We start from the raw sequence: 19,670 nt of genomic DNA, 5'->3' as shown, positions 1-19,670 counted from the left end.
CGGTGAGGTAAAAGAAAAAGGCCAGCGCGAGGCTGGCCTTTGAAAGCAGGTGAAGAAAAATTACTTCAGACCGGCAGCATCGCGCAGCAGCTGCGCTTTGTCGGTTTTTTCCCACGGGAAATGTTCACGACCAAAGTGACCGTATGCTGCGGTTTCTTTGTAGATCGGGTGCAGCAGATCCAGCATCTGAATCAGACCGTATGGGCGCAGGTCGAAGAACTCACGTACCAGCAGAGTCAGTTGTTCAGAAGGCACTTTCTCAGTACCGAAAGTTTCCACCATGATAGAGGTCGGTTCAGCCACGCCGATTGCGTAGGAAACCTGAATTTCACAACGATCGGCCAGGCCAGCAGCAACGATGTTTTTCGCGACATAACGTGCAGCGTAGGCTGCGGAACGGTCCACTTTTGATGGATCTTTACCAGAGAATGCACCGCCACCGTGACGCGCCATGCCGCCGTAGGTATCAACGATAATTTTACGACCAGTCAGACCGCAGTCACCCATCGGGCCACCGATAACGAAACGACCGGTCGGGTTGATGAAGAATTTGGTGGCAGAAGTCAGCCATTCAGCGGGCAGAATCGGCTTGATGATCTCTTCCATTACCGCTTCTTGCAGCGATTTCTGGTCGATCTCTTCAGAGTGCTGAGTGGAAAGCACGACAGCATCAATGCCAACGATTTTGCCGTCGTCATACTGGAAAGTCACCTGGCTTTTCGCGTCCGGGCGCAGCCACGGCAGAGTGCCGTTTTTACGCACTTCAGCCTGACGCTGTACCAGACGGTGTGCATAGGTGATAGGTGCTGGCATCAGCACGTCGGTTTCATTGGTTGCGTAGCCAAACATCAGACCCTGGTCACCCGCGCCCTGTTCCAGCGGATCGGCACGGTCAACGCCCTGGTTGATGTCAGGAGACTGTTTGCCGATAGCGCTCAGAACCGCACAGGAATTAGCGTCAAAGCCCATGTCGGAATGCACATAGCCAATTTCGCGAACGGTGTTACGGGTGATCTCTTCGATGTCTACCCAGGCGCTGGTGGTGATTTCGCCGCCAACTAAAACCATGCCGGTTTTTACGTAGGTTTCGCAAGCAACGCGTGCTTTCGGATCCTGTTCGAGGATCGCGTCTAAAACGGCATCAGAGATTTGGTCAGCAATTTTGTCAGGATGCCCTTCAGAGACGGACTCGGACGTAAAAAGGTGTTTTGCCATATTTAATATCACCTAAAGAGAATTTGGTTAGCTCAAACTGTTGTGTGGATTTTCTGTGGTAGCGGATCCTACCACGACTCTGCAGGTTAAAAACACTGGCAGTCTGAGTGTTAATCGGTATGGATGGATTAACATCTGGATGGCTATTTTAGGTCAATTCTTCACCCGATTTCCACTTTTTTTTGAATCGTGTCTCATTCTGTTAAAAACGTGGCTGGAAATTTTTCCTGACAATGCTGGCATTCTGCGTATTTATCTTTTGCAATTTTCTGCCATTGTGGGGTATAAAACGCGGCGCGCGGCTTAAATAAAAAGCACACGACGTTTCTTTCGTGTTGCCACTTCCAGCCGGGTTGAAATCAGAGTTTTGGCTTGTGGGTTCGTCTTAACAGGCGGCCGTGGAGGTGATACGAAATAATGAACCGTTGTCTGCTGCTTAACCTGTCTCACCGTTCTGGTGAAGATTCGTTCCCCGCACTCTGCATCTCTGCTTTGCATACCTGCCGATGTTATACCCATCTCGGCGCTTCTCAGGATTCAAGAGCTGGTTACAGTTACTGAGGACTGAACAAGGGCGCTCTTGTAAAAACAAGAGTTTTCTCGTGGTTTCGCCGAACTGTCACACTTACGTTCGGTTATGTGCTTAATAATGTTATGAAAAAGAAACCGGTTGCGCAGTTGGAGCGTCAGCATTCACTGCTGGAAAATCCATGTGCTTATGGGTTGTTATCGCAGTTCCAGGCTGCGATAGTCGTTAACTGTTTTACACTTAATAAAATAATTTGAGGTTCGCTATGTCTGACGACATGTCTATGGGTTTGCCTTCGTCAGCGGGCGAACACGGTGTACTACGCTCCATGCAGGAGGTTGCAATGAGCTCCCAGGAAGCCAGCAAGATGCTGCGTACTTACAATATTGCCTGGTGGGGCAATAACTACTATGACGTTAACGAGCTGGGCCACATTAGCGTGTGCCCGGACCCGGACGTCCCGGAAGCTCGCGTCGATCTCGCGCAGTTAGTGAAAACTCGTGAAGCACAGGGCCAGCGTCTGCCTGCACTGTTCTGTTTCCCACAGATCCTGCAGCACCGTTTGCGTTCTATTAACGCCGCGTTCAAACGTGCGCGGGAATCCTACGGCTATAACGGCGATTACTTCCTCGTTTATCCGATCAAAGTTAACCAGCACCGCCGCGTGATTGAGTCCCTGATTCATTCGGGCGAACCGCTGGGCCTGGAAGCCGGTTCCAAAGCGGAGTTGATGGCGGTGCTGGCACATGCTGGCATGACCCGTAGCGTCATCGTCTGCAACGGTTATAAGGACCGCGAATATATCCGCCTGGCATTAATTGGCGAGAAGATGGGCCACAAGGTCTATCTGGTCATTGAGAAGATGTCAGAAATTGCCATTGTGCTGGATGAAGCAGAACGTCTGAATGTCGTTCCTCGTCTGGGCGTGCGTGCACGTCTGGCTTCGCAGGGCTCCGGTAAATGGCAGTCCTCCGGCGGGGAAAAATCGAAGTTCGGCCTGGCGGCGACTCAGGTACTGCAACTGGTTGAAACCCTGCGTGAAGCCGGGCGTCTCGACAGCCTGCAACTGCTGCACTTCCACCTCGGTTCGCAGATGGCGAATATTCGCGATATCGCGACAGGCGTTCGTGAATCCGCGCGTTTCTATGTTGAGCTGCACAAGCTGGGCGTCAATATTCAGTGCTTCGACGTCGGCGGCGGTCTGGGCGTGGACTATGAAGGCACCCGTTCGCAGTCCGACTGTTCGGTGAACTACGGCCTCAATGAATACGCTAACAACATCATCTGGGCGATTGGTGATGCGTGTGAAGAAAATGGTCTGCCGCATCCGACGGTAATCACCGAGTCGGGTCGTGCGGTGACTGCGCATCACACCGTGCTGGTGTCAAATATCATCGGCGTGGAACGTAACGAATACACGGTGCCGACCGCACCTGCAGAAGACGCACCGCGCGCCCTGCAAAGCATGTGGGAAACCTGGCAGGAGATGCACGAACCGGGAACTCGCCGTTCTCTGCGTGAATGGTTACACGACAGCCAGATGGATCTGCACGATATTCATATCGGCTACTCTTCCGGCACCTTTAGCCTGCAAGAACGTGCATGGGCAGAACAACTCTATCTGAGCATGTGCCATGAAGTGCAGAAGCAACTGGATCCGCAAAACCGTGCGCATCGTCCGATTATCGATGAATTGCAGGAACGTATGGCTGACAAAATGTACGTAAACTTCTCGCTGTTCCAGTCGATGCCGGATGCGTGGGGGATCGACCAGTTGTTCCCGGTTCTGCCGCTGGAAGGGTTGGATCAAGTGCCGGAACGTCGCGCTGTGCTGCTGGATATTACCTGTGACTCTGACGGTGCTATCGACCACTATATTGATGGTGATGGTATTGCCACGACAATGCCAATGCCGGAGTACGATCCAGAGAATCCGCCGATGCTCGGTTTCTTTATGGTCGGCGCATATCAGGAGATCCTCGGCAATATGCACAACCTGTTCGGTGATACCGAAGCGGTTGACGTGTTCGTGTTCCCTGACGGTAGCGTAGAAGTAGAACTGTCTGACGAAGGCGATACCGTGGCGGACATGCTGCAATATGTACAGCTCGATCCGAAAACGCTGTTAACCCAGTTCCGCGATCAAGTGAAGAAAACCGATCTTGATGCTGAACTGCAACAACAGTTCCTTGAAGAGTTCGAGGCAGGTTTGTACGGTTATACTTATCTTGAAGATGAATAATTAAGATTATTCCGCTGGCGGGTCGATTTATTTACGTAAATCGGCCCGCTTTCTTTTTATATATTCTTAAAAATAATTTAGCTGCTTTTCTTATTAAATAATCTCCCTACAATCGCTGCATTAATTAAATGCAGAGGGAACGGTTATGAAAAAATGGAAAGTACGTAGCGCGTTGATAGCATTAGCCGTGCTGCTGGCCGGTTGTTCCAGTAATGCGCAGTATAATAGCAGTGCATCAGGCAATGTCGGCACCGCCTGGGGTGGGGATGTACACTCATCGGTTCAGGGCGTATCTGCTGAACGAGTCTGGCGCGATCCGGCAGAGATGATCGTTATTAGTTATTCGACTACTGTTCCTTCGGGCTACGACCGCGTTTATAGCATTCGTATTAACGAACTTGAATATGCTATTCGCGATGGTAATTTTAATTCTCTACCTATTACGCGGGTTTATGATTCGTCAAATAATGAACCACGCTATATTGTCCATGCCAGAGTCGGAATGAATTATCAATTATATGTCCGCAATTACAGTCGTAACACCAACTACGAGATCGTTGCTACGGTTGATGGCCTGGATGTGCTGAACGGCAAGCAAGGTTCGCTGAATAACAAAGGCTATATTGTGAATGCCGGAGATTCGTTAGCGATTAAAGGATTCCGCAAAGATAAACATACCGAAGCGGCTTTTCAGTTCGCCAACGTTGCTGATTCCTACGCAGCCAATTCGGCGCAAGGCGATGTGCGTAATACCGGGGTAATCGGCTTTGCCGCCTTTGAATTACAAGGCCCGGCGCAAAACGCGATGCCACCGTGCTCTGGACAAGCCTTTCCGGCAGATAACAATGGCTATGCGCCGCCACCGTGTCGGAAATAGCAACCTCGCTTGATGCCTCGTCCATTTAAGGCGATAATTAGCGCAAACTTGTGTTTCGCAAATCCAACCCTTCCTCGTCGGGCCTAACGACGCGGAAGGGTTTTTTTATATCGACTTTGTAATAGGAGTCCATCCATGAGCACCTTAGGTCATCAATACGATAACTCACTGGTTTCCAACGCCTTTGGTTTTTTACGCCTGCCGATGAACTTCCAGCCATATGACAGCGATGCTGACTGGGTGATTACTGGCGTGCCGTTCGATATGGCCACTTCTGGTCGTGCGGGGGGACGCCACGGTCCGGCAGCGATCCGTCAGGTTTCGACGAATCTGGCCTGGGAACACAATCGCTTCCCGTGGAATTTCGACATGCGTGAGCGCCTGAACGTCGTGGACTGCGGCGATCTGGTATATGCCTTCGGAGATGCCCGTGAGATGAGCGAGAAGCTGCAGGCGCACGCCGAGAAGCTGCTGGCTGCCGGTAAGCGTATGCTCTCCTTCGGTGGTGACCACTTTGTTACGCTGCCGCTGCTGCGTGCTCATGCGAAGCATTTCGGCAAAATGGCGCTGGTACACTTTGACGCCCACACCGACACCTATGCGAACGGTTGTGAATTTGACCACGGGACCATGTTCTATACCGCGCCGAAAGAAGGTCTGATCGACCCGAATCATTCCGTGCAGATTGGTATTCGTACTGAGTTCGATAAAGACAACGGCTTTACCGTGCTGGACGCCTGCCAGGTGAACGATCGCAGCGTGGATGACGTTATCGCTCAGGTGAAACAGATTGTAGGTGATATGCCGGTTTACCTGACTTTTGATATCGACTGTCTGGATCCTGCTTTCGCGCCGGGAACTGGTACGCCGGTGATTGGCGGCCTGACCTCTGATCGCGCCATTAAACTGGTACGCGGCCTGAAAGATCTCAACATTGTTGGGATGGACGTAGTGGAAGTGGCTCCGGCATACGATCAGTCGGAAATCACCGCTCTGGCTGCGGCGACGCTGGCGCTGGAGATGCTGTATATTCAGGCAGCGAAAAAGGGCGAGTAAGCGCCGGATAAGATGCGTTATGCGTCAAATCCGGCGTAATAAAATGCTTACTTAACTCCATCCGCGCTCATACGATCGCGAATATGCTGGGCGCGTTCGGCGGATGCTGGATGGTCGTCAAACATTGAGCTTTGACGGCCTTCTTCCAGCTTCGCCAGTTTTTCAAAGCTGGTGGCAAGACCTGCCGGGCTGATGCCGCGTTGGCGCAGAAGATCGTAAGAATAATCATCGGCTTCTGCTTCCTGGCGCTGGGAGAATTGCGAATTAACTAATTTCTCGCCCAGATCACCGAGTTGTGATTGAGATAAACTGCCGACAATCCCGCCCGCAGAGGCCGCAGCTACTCGCACGGCATTTGTACCAAGTGCCACCTGCATCCCTTTCTTCACATGGCCTAACGCCACGTGCCCCATCTCGTGACCGATCACCGCTTCGACTTCGTTATCCGTCATCATATCCATCAGCCCGCTATAGACGCGGATACAACCGTTAGCCATTGCAAAGGCGTTCACATCCTTCGCCATATACACTTTGTAATTCACCGGCTGACCGTTGATATTGTTGCCTAGCGCATTGGCAATAGTTGTCAGACGTTTAGCGTATTCGCTATTGGCTGGCGCAATCGTCGCCTTGCTGTCCATCTCCTGACATGCCTGATCGCTCAGGGTTTTCACCTGCGCATCACTCAAACTGTAAGCCTGAAAAGCTTCCGCTCCTGATGAGAGCAGTCCGTTGGAGTCCATATTCTGGCAACCGGTCAGTACCGTTGCCACGCTCATTGCTACCAATAAGGCGCGAATTTTCATGTTTTCTCTTCCGCACAAGGTCAGGATTATTCTAAAAATGCGCCGTTTGCAGGTGAATCGACGCTTAGTCTCAGTATAAGGAAAAGCGCAGCGGACGGGCGAGTAGATTGCGCAACATGCGAGCATGATCCAGAGATTTCTGAAGCGGCAAAAGGATGTTCCATGTACATGACGCGCGGCTTGCGGTAAATTGTTGGCAAATTTTCCGGCGTAGCCCAAAACGCGCTGTCGTCAAGTCGTTAAGGGCGTGCCCTTCATCATCCGATCTGGAGTCAAAATGTCCTCACGTAAAGAGCTTGCCAATGCTATTCGTGCGCTGAGCATGGACGCAGTACAGAAAGCCAAATCCGGTCACCCGGGTGCCCCTATGGGTATGGCTGACATTGCCGAAGTCCTGTGGCGTGATTTCCTGAAACACAACCCGCAGAATCCGTCCTGGGCTGACCGTGACCGCTTCGTGCTGTCCAACGGCCACGGCTCCATGCTGATCTACAGCCTGCTGCACCTCACCGGTTACGATCTGCCGATGGAAGAACTGAAAAACTTCCGTCAGCTGCACTCTAAAACTCCGGGCCACCCGGAAGTGGGTTACACCGCTGGTGTGGAAACCACTACAGGTCCGCTGGGTCAGGGTATTGCCAACGCAGTCGGTATGGCGATTGCAGAAAAAACGCTGGCGGCGCAGTTTAACCGTCCGGGCCACGACATCGTCGACCACTACACCTACGCCTTCATGGGCGACGGCTGCATGATGGAAGGCATCTCCCACGAAGTTTGTTCTCTGGCGGGTACGCTGAAGCTGGGTAAACTGATTGCGTTCTACGATGACAACGGTATCTCTATCGATGGTCACGTTGAAGGCTGGTTCACCGACGACACCGCAATGCGTTTCGAAGCTTACGGCTGGCACGTTATTCGCGACATCGACGGTCATGACGCGGCATCCATCAAACGCGCAGTAGAAGAAGCGCGCGCAGTGACTGACAAACCGTCCCTGCTGATGTGCAAAACCATCATCGGTTTCGGTTCCCCGAACAAAGCCGGTACGCACGACTCCCACGGTGCGCCGCTGGGCGATGCTGAAATCGCCCTGACCCGCGAACAGCTGGGCTGGAAATATGCACCGTTCGAAATCCCGTCTGAAATCTATGCTCAGTGGGATGCGAAAGAAGCAGGCCAGGCGAAAGAATCCGCATGGAACGAGAAATTCGCTGCTTACGCGAAAGCTTATCCGCAGGAAGCCGCTGAATTTACCCGCCGTATGAAAGGCGAAATGCCGTCTGACTTCGACGCCAAAGCGAAAGAGTTCATCGCTAAACTGCAGGCTAATCCGGCGAAAATCGCCAGCCGTAAAGCGTCTCAGAATGCGATTGAAGCGTTCGGTCCGCTGTTGCCGGAATTCCTCGGCGGCTCTGCTGACCTGGCACCGTCTAACCTGACCCTGTGGTCTGGTTCTAAAGCAATCAACGAAGATGCTGCGGGTAACTACATCCACTACGGTGTTCGCGAGTTCGGTATGACCGCGATTGCTAACGGTATCTCCCTGCACGGTGGTTTCCTGCCGTACACCTCCACCTTCCTGATGTTCGTGGAATACGCACGTAACGCCGTACGTATGGCTGCGCTGATGAAACAGCGTCAGGTGATGGTTTACACCCACGACTCCATCGGTCTGGGCGAAGATGGCCCGACTCACCAGCCGGTAGAGCAGGTCGCTTCACTGCGCGTGACCCCGAACATGTCCACATGGCGTCCATGTGACCAGGTTGAATCCGCGGTCGCGTGGAAATACGGCGTTGAGCGTCAGGACGGCCCGACTGCGCTTATCCTCTCCCGTCAGAACCTGGCGCAGCAGGAACGTACTGAAGAGCAGCTGGCAAACATCGCGCGCGGTGGTTATGTGCTGAAAGACTGTGCCGGTCAGCCGGAACTGATCTTCATCGCGACCGGTTCTGAAGTTGAACTGGCGGTTGCTGCCTACGAAAAACTGACTGCCGAAGGCGTGAAAGCGCGCGTGGTTTCCATGCCGTCTACCGATGCATTCGACAAGCAGGATGCGGCTTACCGTGAATCCGTACTGCCGAAAGCGGTTACCGCTCGTGTTGCGGTGGAAGCTGGCATTGCTGACTACTGGTACAAGTATGTTGGCCTGAACGGTGCTATCGTCGGCATGACCACCTTCGGTGAATCTGCTCCTGCAGAGCAACTGTTTGAAGAGTTCGGTTTCACCGTTGACAACGTTGTTGCGAAAGCGAAAGCGCTGCTGTAATCGGTAAGATGCTTTGTGAGAAGGGCCGCGAAAGCGGCCCTTTTTTACTTGGTGGAGATAAACGGAACTGTACTGCCGGGGATCATGGTATCGGGTAGCTTACCGTCCCAACGCTCAGCAGTGGTGAGGGCAACAAGTCCGGGATTATCCCGCAGAGCTTCACCGCGCAGGCGGATCGCTTCTGCTTCAGCCGCACTTTTTAAACGAATAGTTTCAGCCTCTGCCGCGCCTCTTACGCGAATAGTCTCAGCTTCTGCTTTGGCTGCCGCCAGTTTACTGTCTGCTTCTGCCTGGGCCTGAGTTACCGCTATTTGCGCCTGGATTTTCTCTGTTTCCAGATTTTGCTTACGTGTGGCAATGGCGACTTCTGCTTTCATTCGATCTTCAATCGATTTTTCATAAGCGTCAGAAAAATCAATATTTTCAATCTGAACACCATCAATCACCACCGGGCCAACAACGGCTTTACGCATTGCATTTTGCAGATCCTGAACCAGTTTTGTACGATCCTGTACCGCGCTGATGGCTGTATATTGCCCGAAAACGTTCTCCAGTTGGGTTGGCAGCTGGCGGACGATCAGACGCTCTTTTAAAGATTCAATGGTGTTGTAGGTTGTATAAACTGCGCCAGCTTCTGAAGGTTTAATGTGGAAGCTGACTGATACTGTCATTTGTGCCGGTTGCTGGTCGCGGCTGTAGGCCTGTAATCCCTGATAAACCACAGCCTGATTACGCGTGGAAATTTTCTCCACGCTTTCCATAAAAGGGATCTTAAAACCCAGACCCGGCTCGGCAACTTTTACGATTTTTCCGTAGCGCAGCAAAATGCCGCGTTCACCTTCATTAACGGTGTAATACGAGAGAAATGGCAGCACAACCACGGCAAGCACGCCAATGACGATAGCAATAGATTTTTGTGGGCGAAATGAGGTTATTGAAACAGGTGCTTTCATATGAATCTTCCTTGAGTAAAGTGGGGAATATGTCACATGAGGTGAGGAGAAAATAGCCGACAGGTGAGAATTCAGAATCTATAAAGGGGTATAGCGAAAAAACATTGCATTAAAAAAGTATGTTTTCGGACATTCAATAAATAAATGGCGATATGCATCACAAATACAACAACAATCAAAATGTTGATTTTGTGATAAACATAACAAATACAAAGTTGACTTTAAAAATATCAATTTCATTTTGTTGTTATTTAAGGTTTTATTATTTTTGTTCATGGGGTTTTTCTTCTCGCGTACCCAATTGCTTTCATTAAACCGCACGAGTATTTTATTTTTACCGCCGGACGGTACCCTAAAAATAAAATAAGGATAATTTATGCGGTTTATTGATTATTTTCCAAAATCATCAATCTCAGTTATACATTCAGCAAAAGACTGGCAGGAAGCTATCGATTTCTCGATGGCATCATTGCTGGATAAAAACTATATCAGCGAGAATTACATTCAGGCAATTAAAGATTCCACCATTAACAATGGCCCTTATTATACTCTCGCACCAGGTGTGGCAATGCCTCATGCGCGACCGGAATGTGGGGCGCTTAAAACCGGGATGTCTTTAACGTTACTTAAACAAGGTGTTTATTTTCCGGGGAATGACGAACCGATAAAATTACTCATCGGCCTTTCTGCTGCCGATGCCGATTCGCACATTGGCGCTATTCAGGCGTTAAGTGAATTACTGTGCGAAGAAGAAATACTCGAACAACTCTTAACAGCATCATCAGAAAAACAATTAGCGGACATTATCAGCCGCGGATAATGACTCTCTCATCTACAGGATAATATTATGGAAAACAAGTCTGCTCGTGCAAAGGTCCAGGCTTTTGGGGGCTTTTTGACTGCAATGGTCATCCCCAATATCGGCGCTTTCATAGCCTGGGGTTTTATAACGGCGTTATTTATTCCCACCGGCTGGCTGCCGAATGAGCATTTCGCCAAAATTGTCGGTCCGATGATTACCTATTTATTGCCAGTGATGATTGGTTCTACCGGTGGTCATCTGGTCGGCGGTAAACGCGGCGCGGTCATGGGCGGAATTGGTACGATTGGTGTGATCGTCGGCGCTGAAATCCCGATGTTCCTTGGCTCGATGATTATGGGGCCGCTCGGTGGTCTGGTGATTAAATATATCGACAAGTCGCTGGAAAAACGCATACCTGCTGGTTTTGAGATGGTTATCAATAACTTCTCATTAGGTATCGCGGGGATGCTCCTTTGTCTGCTGGGTTTTGAAGTGATCGGCCCTGCGGTGTTAATTGCCAATACTTTCGTCAAAGAGTGTATTGAGGCGCTGGTACATGCGGGTTATCTGCCTTTGCTGTCAGTCATCAATGAACCGGCGAAAGTGCTTTTCCTTAATAATGCGATCGATCAGGGCGTCTATTATCCGCTGGGAATGCAACAGGCATCAGTTAACGGCAAATCCATCTTCTTTATGGTGGCATCCAATCCAGGGCCTGGCTTAGGACTGTTGCTGGCATTCACTCTGTTTGGTAAAGGGATGAGTAAGCGCTCCGCACCTGGTGCGATGATTATTCACTTCCTCGGCGGTATCCACGAACTGTATTTCCCGTATGTGCTGATGAAGCCACTGACCATTATTGCCATGATTGCGGGCGGTATGTCTGGCACCTGGATGTTTAACTTACTGGACGGTGGTCTGGTGGCTGGCCCAAGTCCGGGGTCTATCTTTGCTTACCTGGCGCTGACGCCGAAAGGCTCATTCCTGGCGACAATTGCTGGTGTTACGGTAGGTACCCTGGTGTCCTTTGCTATCACTTCGCTGATACTGAAGATGGAAAAAACGGTGGAAACGGAGAACGAAGATGAGTTTGCTCAGTCAGCCAATGCGGTTAAGGCGATGAAACAAGAGGGTGCATTCTCGTTAAGCCGGGTTAAGCGTATCGCCTTTGTTTGCGATGCGGGGATGGGCTCCAGCGCGATGGGCGCAACCACCTTCCGTAAACGTCTGGAAAAAGCGGGGCTGGCAATTGAAGTAAAACATTACGCGATAGAAAACGTGCCTGCGGATGCGGATATCGTTGTTACTCATGCCAGTCTGGAAGGGCGCGTGAAACGTGTGACGGATAAACCGCTGATACTGATTAATAACTATATTGGCGATCCAAAACTCGACACTTTATTTAATCAATTAACCGCCGAACATAAAAACTGATTGCCGAGGTAAAAATGAAAACCAAAGTTGCTGCTATTTATGGCAAGCGGGATGTCCGTCTGCGCGAATTTGAACTGCCAGAAATTACCGATAATGAACTGTTAGTGAGTGTGATTTCTGACAGCGTCTGTTTATCGACCTGGAAAGCGGCGTTACTCGGTAGTGAACATAAACGCGTACCCGACGATTTAGAAAATCATCCGGTCATTACCGGGCATGAATGTGCCGGGGTTATTGTTGAAGTGGGTAAAAATCTCGCTGGCAAATATAAAAAAGGCCAGCGTTTTGTATTGCAACCGGCGATGGGGTTACCAAGCGGATATTCAGCGGGCTACAGCTACGAATATTTTGGCGGTAACGCCACCTATATGATTATTCCCGAAATCGCCATTAATTTGGGCTGCGTATTACCGTATCACGGCTCTTATTTTGCTGCGGCGTCGCTGGCAGAGCCTATGTGCTGCATTATTGGCGCTTATCATGCCAATTATCACACCACGCAATATGTTTATGAGCATCGCATGGGCGTTAAACCTGGCGGCAATATTGCGCTGCTGGCATGTGCTGGTCCGATGGGCATTGGCGCTATCGATTACGCCATTAACGGCGGCATACAACCGTCGCGGGTGGTGGTGGTCGATATCGACGACAAACGCCTGGCGCAGGTAGAGAAGCTGCTGCCGGTGGAACTGGCGGCCAGTAAAGGCATTGAGCTGGTGTATGTGAATACCAAAGGGATGAGCGATCCGGTCCAGACGCTGCGGGCGCTGACGGATGATGCCGGATTTGATGACGTATTTGTCTATGCAGCGGTGCCTTCAGTCGTCGAGATGGCTGATGAATTACTGGCGGAAGATGGCTGCCTGAACTTCTTTGCCGGGCCGACGGATAAAAACTTCAAAGTGCCGTTTAATTTCTACAACGTCCATTACAACAGCACGCATGTCGTCGGTACGTCCGGCGGTTCAACGGACGACATGAAAGAGGCGATTGCGCTTAGCGCCACAGGGCAGTTGCAGCCGTCGTTTATGGTGACCCATATCGGTGGGCTGGATGCGGTGCCTGATACCGTGCTCAATCTGCCGGATATCCCCGGCGGTAAAAAACTCATTTATAACGGCGTGACCATGCCGCTGACTGCCATTGCCGATTTTGCCGAAAAAGGCAAAACCGATCCGCTGTTTAAAGAGCTGGCGCGGCTGGTTGAGGAAACGCACGGCATCTGGAATGAGCAGGCCGAGAAATATCTGCTGGCGCAATTTGGCGTTGATATCGGGGAGGCCGCACAATGATGTCCCTGGCGTGGCCATTATTTCGCGTTACGGAACAGGCAGCGTTGGCTGCCTGGCCGCAAACCGGATGTGGCGACAAAAATAAAATTGATGGCCTGGCGGTCACCGCGATGCGCCAGGCATTAAACGACGTCGCTTTTCGTGGGCGAGTGGTTATCGGCGAGGGAGAGATTGACCATGCGCCGATGCTGTGGATTGGCGAAGAGGTGGGCAAAGGCGATGGGCCAGAAGTCGATATCGCGGTTGACCCGATTGAAGGTACGCGGATGGTGGCGATGGGGCAGAGCAATGCGCTGGCGGTCATGGCTTTCGCCCCTCGAGATAGCCTGTTACACGCGCCCGATATGTATATGAAAAAACTGGTTGTTAATCGGCTGGCGGCGGGCGCGATTGATCTGTCCATGCCTCTGGCGGACAACTTGCGCAACGTGGCGAAAGCGTTAGGCAAACCGCTGGACAAGCTGCGTATGGTTACGCTGGATAAACCGCGCCTGAGTGCCGCAATTGAGGAAGCAACACAGCTGGGCGTGAAGGTTTTTGCCCTGCCGGATGGCGATGTCGCCGCCAGCGTGCTGACCTGCTGGCAGGATAATCCTTACGATGTGATGTACACCATCGGCGGTGCGCCAGAAGGCGTGATTTCTGCCTGTGCCGTTAAAGCATTAGGCGGGGATATGCAGGCCGAGCTGATTGACTTTTGTCAGGCTAAAGGGGATTACACGGAAAATCGGCAGATTGCAGAGCAGGAGCGCAAGCGTTGCAAGGAAATGGGCGTTGACGTTAACCGTGTGTACTCGCTCGATGAACTGGTGAGGGGGAACGATATCCTCTTTAGCGCTACGGGCGTGACGGGCGGCGAGCTAGTGAACGGTATCCAACAGACGGCGAATGGGGTGCGGACGCAGACATTACTGATCGGCGGCGCGGACCAAACGTGTAATATAATAGACTCCCTGCATTGATGGTGATCTATCGGAAGACCAATGGCGACGCTGACAGAAGATGATGTGCTTGAGCAACTGGATGCACAGGACAATTTATTTTCATTTATGAAAACTGCGCATTCTATTTTGCTCCAGGGGATACGCCAGTTTCTGCCGTCGCTGTTTGTCGATAATGATGAAGAGATCGTCGAATATGCAGTGAAGCCGTTACTCGCCCAAAGCGGCCCGCTTGACGATATTGATGTTGCACTGCGTTTGATTTACGCGCTGGGGAAAATGGATAAATGGTTGTACGCCGATATCACGCATTTTTCCCAGTTTTGGCATTACCTGAACGAACAGGATGAAACGCCCGGATTTGCCGATGATATAACCTGGGATTTTATCAGCAACGTCAATAGCATAATCCGCAATGCGAGTCTCTATGACGCGTTGAAAGCGATGAAATTCGCCGATTTCGCCGTCTGGTCAGAGGCGCGTTTTAGCGGGATGGTCAAAACGGCGCTGACGCTGGCAGTAACGACCACCTTAAAGGAATTAACGCCGTGAAAATCGAACTGACGGTGAATGGACTAAAGGTACAGGCGCAGTACTCTGATGATGAAATTGAAAATGTTCATAAACCGCTACTGCGTATGCTGGCGGCCTTACAGACGGTAAATCCGCAGCGGCGTACGGTAGTTTTTCTTTGCGCTCCGCCGGGGACGGGTAAATCTACCCTAACCACCTTCTTGGAATATCTCGCGCAACAAGACCCGGAACTACCCGCTATTCAGACGCTGCCGATGGATGGTTTTCATCATTACAATAGCTGGCTGGATGCGCATCAATTGCGCCCCTTCAAAGGCGCACCAGAGACATTTGACGTTGCGAAACTGGCGGAAAATCTGCGCCAGGTCGTGGAAGGGGATTGTACGTGGCCGCAGTACGATCGACAAAAGCATGATCCTGTTGAAGATGCGTTGCACGTTACCGCACCACTCGTCATCGTCGAAGGAAACTGGCTATTACTGGATGATGAAAAGTGGCAGGAGTTGGCATCTTTCTGCGATTTTTCTATTTTTATTCATGCACCTGCTCAAATTCTGCGGGAGCGCTTGATTAGTCGTAAAATTGCGGGAGGATTATCGCGGCAAGAAGCCGAAGCTTTTTATGCCCGAACCGATGGCCCCAATGTCGAGCGTGTGCTGATGAATAGTTGTCAGGCCAATCTGATAGTAGAGATGACCGAAGAAGGCAGATATCACTTCAAAAGCTGACAATTTATTCCAGTTATTGCAGGGGTATTATTACGCCAGCCTGGAATAAAGCCCCCTACAAAAGGGGATAAAAGTGTGATGTAAGTCAGATAAATGTCTTCTTTGACTGGACAATCATTCCTTTTATTCCACGTTTCGCTTATCCTAGCTGAAGCGTTTCAGTCGATTAAATGTTCGACAATTAACCAATCAGTCGCAGTTTGCGACAGGTAAGGTTTCCCCGGACGATTTGCTGGATTACTCTGTCTGGCAAATTTGCTCAGGGAAAACCTTGCAGGAGATCTATGACCGTACGCGTAGCGATAAATGGCTTCGGTCGCATCGGGCGTAATGTGGTTCGTGCCTTGTATGAATCCGGACGCCGGGCGGAAATTACCGTGGTGGCAATCAACGAACTGGCGGATGCTGCGGGCATGGCGCATTTGTTGAAATATGACACCAGCCATGGCCGTTTTGCATGGGAAGTACGACAGGAACGCGATCAACTTTTTGTTGGTGATGACGCCATCCGCGTATTGCATGAACGTTCACTGCAATCGCTCCCCTGGCGTGAACTTGGCGTTGATGTAGTCCTCGACTGCACCGGCGTATATGGCTCCCGCGAGCATGGCGAAGCGCATATTGCCGCCGGGGCCAAAAAAGTGCTCTTTTCACATCCTGGCAGTAACGATCTCGACGCGACCGTTGTTTACGGCGTCAATCAGGATCAACTTCGTGCGGAACACCGCATCGTTTCTAACGCTTCCTGTACCACGAATTGCATAATTCCCGTCATCAAATTGTTAGATGATGCGTACGGTATTGAGTCCGGCACTGTGACCACAATTCACTCCGCCATGCACGATCAACAGGTTATTGATGCATACCATCCTGACCTGCGTCGCACCCGGGCAGCCAGCCAGTCGATCATTCCGGTCGATACTAAACTGGCCGCCGGTATCACACGATTTTTTCCGCAATTTAACGATCGCTTTGAAGCGATTGCGGTACGTGTGCCAACCATAAATGTGACGGCAATCGATTTAAGCGTGACGGTGAAGAAACCTGTAAAAGCCAATGAAGTCAACCTGTTGCTGCAAAAAGCAGCACAAGGTGCATTTCATGGTATAGTTGACTATACGGAATTGCCGTTGGTCTCTGTAGATTTTAACCACGATCCGCACAGTGCCATTGTCGATGGCACCCAAACCCGGGTCAGTGGCGCACACCTGATCAAAACGTTGGTCTGGTGCGATAACGAATGGGGCTTTGCTAACCGAATGCTCGACACGACGTTAGCTATGGCTACTGTTGCTTTCAGGTAAGACGCAAGCAGCGTCTGCAAAACTTTTAGAATCAACGAGAGGATTCACCATGTCTGTAATTAAGATGACCGATCTGGATCTTGCTGGGAAACGTGTATTTATCCGTGCGGATCTGAACGTACCAGTAAAAGACGGGAAAGTAACCAGCGACGCGCGTATCCGTGCTTCTCTGCCGACCATCGAACTTGCCCTGAAACAAGGCGCAAAAGTGATGGTAACTTCCCACCTGGGTCGTCCTACCGAAGGCGAGTACAACGAAGAATTCTCTCTGCTGCCGGTTGTTAACTACCTGAAAGACAAACTGTCTAACCCGGTTCGTCTGGTTAAAGATTACCTCGACGGCGTTGACGTTGCTGAAGGTGAACTGGTTGTTCTGGAAAACGTTCGCTTCAACAAAGGCGAGAAGAAAGACGACGAAACCCTGTCCAAAAAATACGCTGCACTGTGTGACGTGTTCGTAATGGACGCATTCGGTACTGCTCACCGCGCGCAGGCTTCTACTCACGGTATCGGTAAATTCGCTGACGTTGCGTGCGCAGGTCCGCTGCTGGCAGCTGAACTGGACGCGCTGGGTAAAGCACTGAAAGAACCTGCTCGCCCGATGGTGGCTATCGTTGGTGGTTCTAAAGTTTCTACCAAACTGACCGTTCTGGATTCCCTGTCTAAAATCGCTGACCAGCTGATTGTTGGTGGTGGTATCGCTAACACCTTTATCGCGGCACAAGGCCACGATGTGGGTAAATCCCTGTACGAAGCTGATCTGGTTGACGAAGCAAAACGTCTGCTGACCACCTGCAACATCCCGGTTCCGTCTGATGTTCGCGTAGCAACTGAGTTCTCTGAAACTGCACCGGCTACCCTGAAATCTGTTAACGATGTGAAAGCTGACGAGCAGATCCTGGATATCGGTGATGCTTCCGCTCAGGAACTGGCTGAAATCCTGAAGAATGCGAAAACCATTCTGTGGAACGGTCCGGTTGGCGTGTTCGAATTCCCGAACTTCCGCAAAGGTACTGAAATCGTGGCTAACGCTATCGCAGACAGCGAAGCGTTCTCCATCGCTGGCGGCGGCGACACTCTGGCAGCAATCGACCTGTTCGGCATTGCTGACAAAATCTCCTACATCTCCACTGGCGGCGGCGCATTCCTCGAATTCGTGGAAGGTAAAGTACTGCCTGCAGTAGCGATGCTCGAAGAGCGCGCTAAGAAGTAAAAAATCACAGGGCAGGGAAACCTGCCCTTGTTTCAGCGCGCTTTTAAAGCACGCACTTTTTCATACTCTAAATAATTCGAGTTGCAGGAAGGCGACAAGAGAGTGAATCCCCAGGAGCTTACATAAGTAAGTGACTGGGGTGAGCGAACGCAGACGCAGCACATGCAACTTGAAGTATGACGAGTATAAGGCCCGACGATACAGGACAAGAGACATGTCTAAGATTTTTGATTTCGTAAAACCTGGCGTAATCACTGGTGATGACGTACAGAAAGTTTTCCAGGTAGCAAAAGAAAACAACTTCGCACTGCCAGCAGTAAACTGCGTCGGTACTGACTCCATCAACGCCGTACTGGAAACCGCTGCTAAAGTTAAAGCGCCGGTTATCGTTCAGTTCTCCAACGGTGGTGCTTCCTTTATCGCTGGTAAAGGCGTGAAATCTGATGTTCCGCAGGGCGCTGCTATCCTGGGCGCGATCTCTGGTGCGCATCACGTTCACCAGATGGCTGAACATTATGGTGTTCCGGTTATCCTGCACACCGACCACTGCGCGAAGAAACTGCTGCCGTGGATCGACGGTCTGCTGGACGCGGGTGAGAAACACTTCGCTGCTACCGGTAAGCCGCTGTTCTCTTCTCACATGATCGACCTGTCTGAAGAATCTCTGCAAGAGAACATCGAAATCTGCTCTAAATACCTGGAGCGCATGTCCAAAATCGGCATGACTCTGGAAATCGAACTGGGTTGCACCGGTGGTGAAGAAGACGGCGTGGACAACAGCCACATGGACGCTTCTGCACTGTACACCCAGCCGGAAGACGTTGATTACGCATACACCGAGCTGAGCAAAATCAGCCCACGTTTCACCATCGCAGCGTCCTTCGGTAACGTACACGGTGTTTACAAGCCGGGTAACGTGGTTCTGACTCCGACCATCCTGCGTGATTCTCAGGAATATGTTTCTAAGAAACACAACCTGCCGCACAACAGCCTGAACTTCGTATTCCACGGTGGTTCCGGTTCTACTGCTCAGGAAATCAAAGACTCCGTAAGCTACGGCGTAGTGAAAATGAACATCGATACCGATACCCAATGGGCAACCTGGGAAGGCGTTCTGAACTACTATAAAGCGAACGAAGCTTACCTGCAGGGTCAGCTGGGTAACCCGAAAGGCGAAGATCAGCCGAACAAGAAATACTACGATCCGCGCGTATGGCTGCGTGCCGGTCAGACTTCGATGATCGCTCGTCTGGAAAAAGCATTCCAGGAACTGAACGCGATCGACGTTCTGTAAGTCATTCTTTTCTGCTTATCTCAAGGCCCGCTCTGCGGGTCTTTTTTTCGCCAAAAGCAAGGTGATACAGATGAGAAATCTGTGATCTATTTGGCAAAATTATGCTTTATTGTTTACCCTTGTCAGACTGCCCGTCATAAGGCGGCGGAGTGTATTTCTCCATTTTGAGTCAGTTGAAAAG

Annotated in this window: 19 protein-coding genes; 16 read left to right on the top strand and 3 right to left on the bottom strand. The window is 51.0% G+C overall.

The annotated features are described in order from the left end of the window. Nucleotides 1-60: 60 nt before the first annotated feature. Complete coding sequence (gene metK / locus ACJHYD_RS09335; RefSeq protein ID WP_001062128.1) at nt 61-1,215, bottom strand: methionine adenosyltransferase; 1,155 nt, start codon at nt 1,213-1,215, stop codon at nt 61-63. A 55-nt stretch (nt 1,216-1,270) separates the two neighbouring features. Here metK and yqgD point away from each other — a divergent pair, with 55 nt between their 5' ends. The 6 genes from yqgD (at nt 1,271) to speB (ending at nt 5,919) form a co-directional block, all read left to right on the top strand. Next, nucleotides 1,271-1,522: a protein YqgD gene (gene yqgD, locus ACJHYD_RS09330; RefSeq protein WP_001303651.1), complete on the top strand. Its 252-nt coding sequence runs from the start codon at nt 1,271-1,273 to the stop codon at nt 1,520-1,522. 110 nt (nt 1,523-1,632) lie between these two features. After that, nucleotides 1,633-1,776, top strand: a complete 144-nt coding sequence (yqgG, locus tag ACJHYD_RS09325; RefSeq protein WP_001297404.1) for a protein YqgG — start codon at nt 1,633-1,635, stop codon at nt 1,774-1,776. Nucleotides 1,777-1,869: 93 nt separating this feature from the next. Continuing rightward, entirely contained in the window at nt 1,870-2,001 is a 132-nt protein-coding gene (gene yqgB, locus ACJHYD_RS09320) for an acid stress response protein YqgB (protein ID WP_001297406.1), read from the top strand. 8 nt (nt 2,002-2,009) lie between these two features. Then, nucleotides 2,010-3,986: a biosynthetic arginine decarboxylase gene (gene speA, locus ACJHYD_RS09315; RefSeq protein ID WP_001295380.1), complete on the top strand. Its 1,977-nt coding sequence runs from the start codon at nt 2,010-2,012 to the stop codon at nt 3,984-3,986. Nucleotides 3,987-4,131: 145 nt separating this feature from the next. Then, complete coding sequence (locus tag ACJHYD_RS09310) at nt 4,132-4,863, top strand: hypothetical protein (RefSeq protein WP_000758884.1); 732 nt, start codon at nt 4,132-4,134, stop codon at nt 4,861-4,863. 135 nt (nt 4,864-4,998) lie between these two features. Beyond that, entirely contained in the window at nt 4,999-5,919 is a 921-nt protein-coding gene (gene speB, locus ACJHYD_RS09305) for an agmatinase (protein WP_000105566.1), read from the top strand. Between the two features lie 47 nt (nt 5,920-5,966). Here the strand turns inward: speB and loiP are convergent, their stop codons facing one another. Continuing rightward, on the bottom strand, nt 5,967-6,725 hold the full coding sequence (gene loiP / locus ACJHYD_RS09300; RefSeq protein WP_001297457.1) for a metalloprotease LoiP: 759 nt from the start codon (nt 6,723-6,725) through the stop codon (nt 5,967-5,969). A gap of 277 nt (nt 6,726-7,002) precedes the next feature. On the opposite strand from loiP, the gene tkt reads away from it, so the two are divergent. Next, a complete protein-coding gene (gene tkt / locus ACJHYD_RS09295; protein WP_000098615.1) occupies nt 7,003-8,994 on the top strand; it encodes a transketolase in 1,992 nt (663 codons plus the stop codon). Between the two features lie 44 nt (nt 8,995-9,038). On the opposite strand, the gene ACJHYD_RS09290 is transcribed toward tkt, so the two are convergent. After that, nucleotides 9,039-9,947: a prohibitin family protein gene (locus tag ACJHYD_RS09290; RefSeq protein ID WP_000646928.1), complete on the bottom strand. Its 909-nt coding sequence runs from the start codon at nt 9,945-9,947 to the stop codon at nt 9,039-9,041. A 376-nt stretch (nt 9,948-10,323) separates the two neighbouring features. Between ACJHYD_RS09290 and cmtB the strand changes: the two genes are divergently transcribed. The 9 genes from cmtB to fbaA all read left to right on the top strand — a co-directional run bounded on the left by cmtB (nt 10,324) and on the right by fbaA (nt 19,489). Continuing rightward, nucleotides 10,324-10,767, top strand: coding sequence for a PTS mannitol transporter subunit IIA (gene cmtB / locus ACJHYD_RS09285; RefSeq protein ID WP_001598606.1), 444 nt, complete (start codon nt 10,324-10,326; stop codon nt 10,765-10,767). A 27-nt stretch (nt 10,768-10,794) separates the two neighbouring features. Next, on the top strand, nt 10,795-12,183 hold the full coding sequence (cmtA, locus tag ACJHYD_RS09280) for a PTS mannitol transporter subunit IICB (RefSeq protein WP_001598605.1): 1,389 nt from the start codon (nt 10,795-10,797) through the stop codon (nt 12,181-12,183). 14 nt (nt 12,184-12,197) lie between these two features. Beyond that, nucleotides 12,198-13,475 (top strand): zinc-binding dehydrogenase, encoded by a 1,278-nt coding sequence (locus tag ACJHYD_RS09275; protein WP_001578953.1) that lies wholly within the window; start codon nt 12,198-12,200, stop codon nt 13,473-13,475. After that, complete coding sequence (gene glpX, locus ACJHYD_RS09270; protein WP_000987287.1) at nt 13,472-14,437, top strand: class II fructose-bisphosphatase; 966 nt, start codon at nt 13,472-13,474, stop codon at nt 14,435-14,437. The genes ACJHYD_RS09275 and glpX overlap by 4 nt, the downstream gene beginning before the upstream one ends. 21 nt (nt 14,438-14,458) lie before the next feature. Next, nucleotides 14,459-14,968 carry a fumarase E gene (fumE, locus tag ACJHYD_RS09265; protein ID WP_000224125.1) on the top strand — a complete coding sequence of 170 codons (510 nt, stop codon included), beginning with the start codon at nt 14,459-14,461 and terminating at the stop codon, nt 14,966-14,968. Then, nucleotides 14,965-15,678 (top strand): nucleoside/nucleotide kinase family protein, encoded by a 714-nt coding sequence (locus tag ACJHYD_RS09260; RefSeq protein ID WP_000687733.1) that lies wholly within the window; start codon nt 14,965-14,967, stop codon nt 15,676-15,678. The genes fumE and ACJHYD_RS09260 overlap by 4 nt, the downstream gene beginning before the upstream one ends. Before the next feature lie 284 nt (nt 15,679-15,962). After that, the gene (gene epd / locus ACJHYD_RS09255) at nt 15,963-16,982 is read left to right on the top strand and encodes an erythrose-4-phosphate dehydrogenase (protein ID WP_000218480.1); all 1,020 of its coding nucleotides are present in this window, start codon (nt 15,963-15,965) and stop codon (nt 16,980-16,982) included. 49 nt (nt 16,983-17,031) lie between these two features. Next, nucleotides 17,032-18,195 (top strand): phosphoglycerate kinase, encoded by a 1,164-nt coding sequence (gene pgk, locus ACJHYD_RS09250; RefSeq protein WP_000111269.1) that lies wholly within the window; start codon nt 17,032-17,034, stop codon nt 18,193-18,195. A gap of 214 nt (nt 18,196-18,409) precedes the next feature. Further along, on the top strand, nt 18,410-19,489 hold the full coding sequence (fbaA, locus tag ACJHYD_RS09245) for a class II fructose-bisphosphate aldolase (protein WP_000034372.1): 1,080 nt from the start codon (nt 18,410-18,412) through the stop codon (nt 19,487-19,489). The last annotated feature ends 181 nt before the right edge of the window (nt 19,490-19,670 follow it).

Origin of the sequence: Escherichia sp. WS1368 (assembly GCF_046487485.1) — a bacterium.
Lineage (GTDB): Bacteria > Pseudomonadota > Gammaproteobacteria > Enterobacterales > Enterobacteriaceae > Escherichia > Escherichia coli.
This window is presented reverse-complemented; position numbering and strand designations above follow the sequence as displayed.

What these genes read in the sequence shown, in the direction of transcription:
- ACJHYD_RS09290 (WP_000646928.1), bottom strand. Translation starts at nt 9,947, where the DNA reads ATGAAAGCACCTGTTTCAATAACCTCATTTCGCCCACAAAAATCTATT.
- tkt (WP_000098615.1), top strand. Translation starts at nt 7,003, where the DNA reads ATGTCCTCACGTAAAGAGCTTGCCAATGCTATTCGTGCGCTGAGCATG.
- pgk (WP_000111269.1), top strand. Translation starts at nt 17,032, where the DNA reads ATGTCTGTAATTAAGATGACCGATCTGGATCTTGCTGGGAAACGTGTA.
- speB (WP_000105566.1), top strand. Translation starts at nt 4,999, where the DNA reads ATGAGCACCTTAGGTCATCAATACGATAACTCACTGGTTTCCAACGCC.
- ACJHYD_RS09310 (WP_000758884.1), top strand. Translation starts at nt 4,132, where the DNA reads ATGAAAAAATGGAAAGTACGTAGCGCGTTGATAGCATTAGCCGTGCTG.
- epd (WP_000218480.1), top strand. Translation starts at nt 15,963, where the DNA reads ATGACCGTACGCGTAGCGATAAATGGCTTCGGTCGCATCGGGCGTAAT.
- speA (WP_001295380.1), top strand. Translation starts at nt 2,010, where the DNA reads ATGTCTGACGACATGTCTATGGGTTTGCCTTCGTCAGCGGGCGAACAC.
- ACJHYD_RS09275 (WP_001578953.1), top strand. Translation starts at nt 12,198, where the DNA reads ATGAAAACCAAAGTTGCTGCTATTTATGGCAAGCGGGATGTCCGTCTG.
- fumE (WP_000224125.1), top strand. Translation starts at nt 14,459, where the DNA reads ATGGCGACGCTGACAGAAGATGATGTGCTTGAGCAACTGGATGCACAG.
- cmtB (WP_001598606.1), top strand. Translation starts at nt 10,324, where the DNA reads ATGCGGTTTATTGATTATTTTCCAAAATCATCAATCTCAGTTATACAT.
- fbaA (WP_000034372.1), top strand. Translation starts at nt 18,410, where the DNA reads ATGTCTAAGATTTTTGATTTCGTAAAACCTGGCGTAATCACTGGTGAT.
- loiP (WP_001297457.1), bottom strand. Translation starts at nt 6,725, where the DNA reads ATGAAAATTCGCGCCTTATTGGTAGCAATGAGCGTGGCAACGGTACTG.
- cmtA (WP_001598605.1), top strand. Translation starts at nt 10,795, where the DNA reads ATGGAAAACAAGTCTGCTCGTGCAAAGGTCCAGGCTTTTGGGGGCTTT.
- yqgB (WP_001297406.1), top strand. Translation starts at nt 1,870, where the DNA reads ATGAAAAAGAAACCGGTTGCGCAGTTGGAGCGTCAGCATTCACTGCTG.
- yqgG (WP_001297404.1), top strand. Translation starts at nt 1,633, where the DNA reads ATGAACCGTTGTCTGCTGCTTAACCTGTCTCACCGTTCTGGTGAAGAT.
- metK (WP_001062128.1), bottom strand. Translation starts at nt 1,215, where the DNA reads ATGGCAAAACACCTTTTTACGTCCGAGTCCGTCTCTGAAGGGCATCCT.
- glpX (WP_000987287.1), top strand. Translation starts at nt 13,472, where the DNA reads ATGATGTCCCTGGCGTGGCCATTATTTCGCGTTACGGAACAGGCAGCG.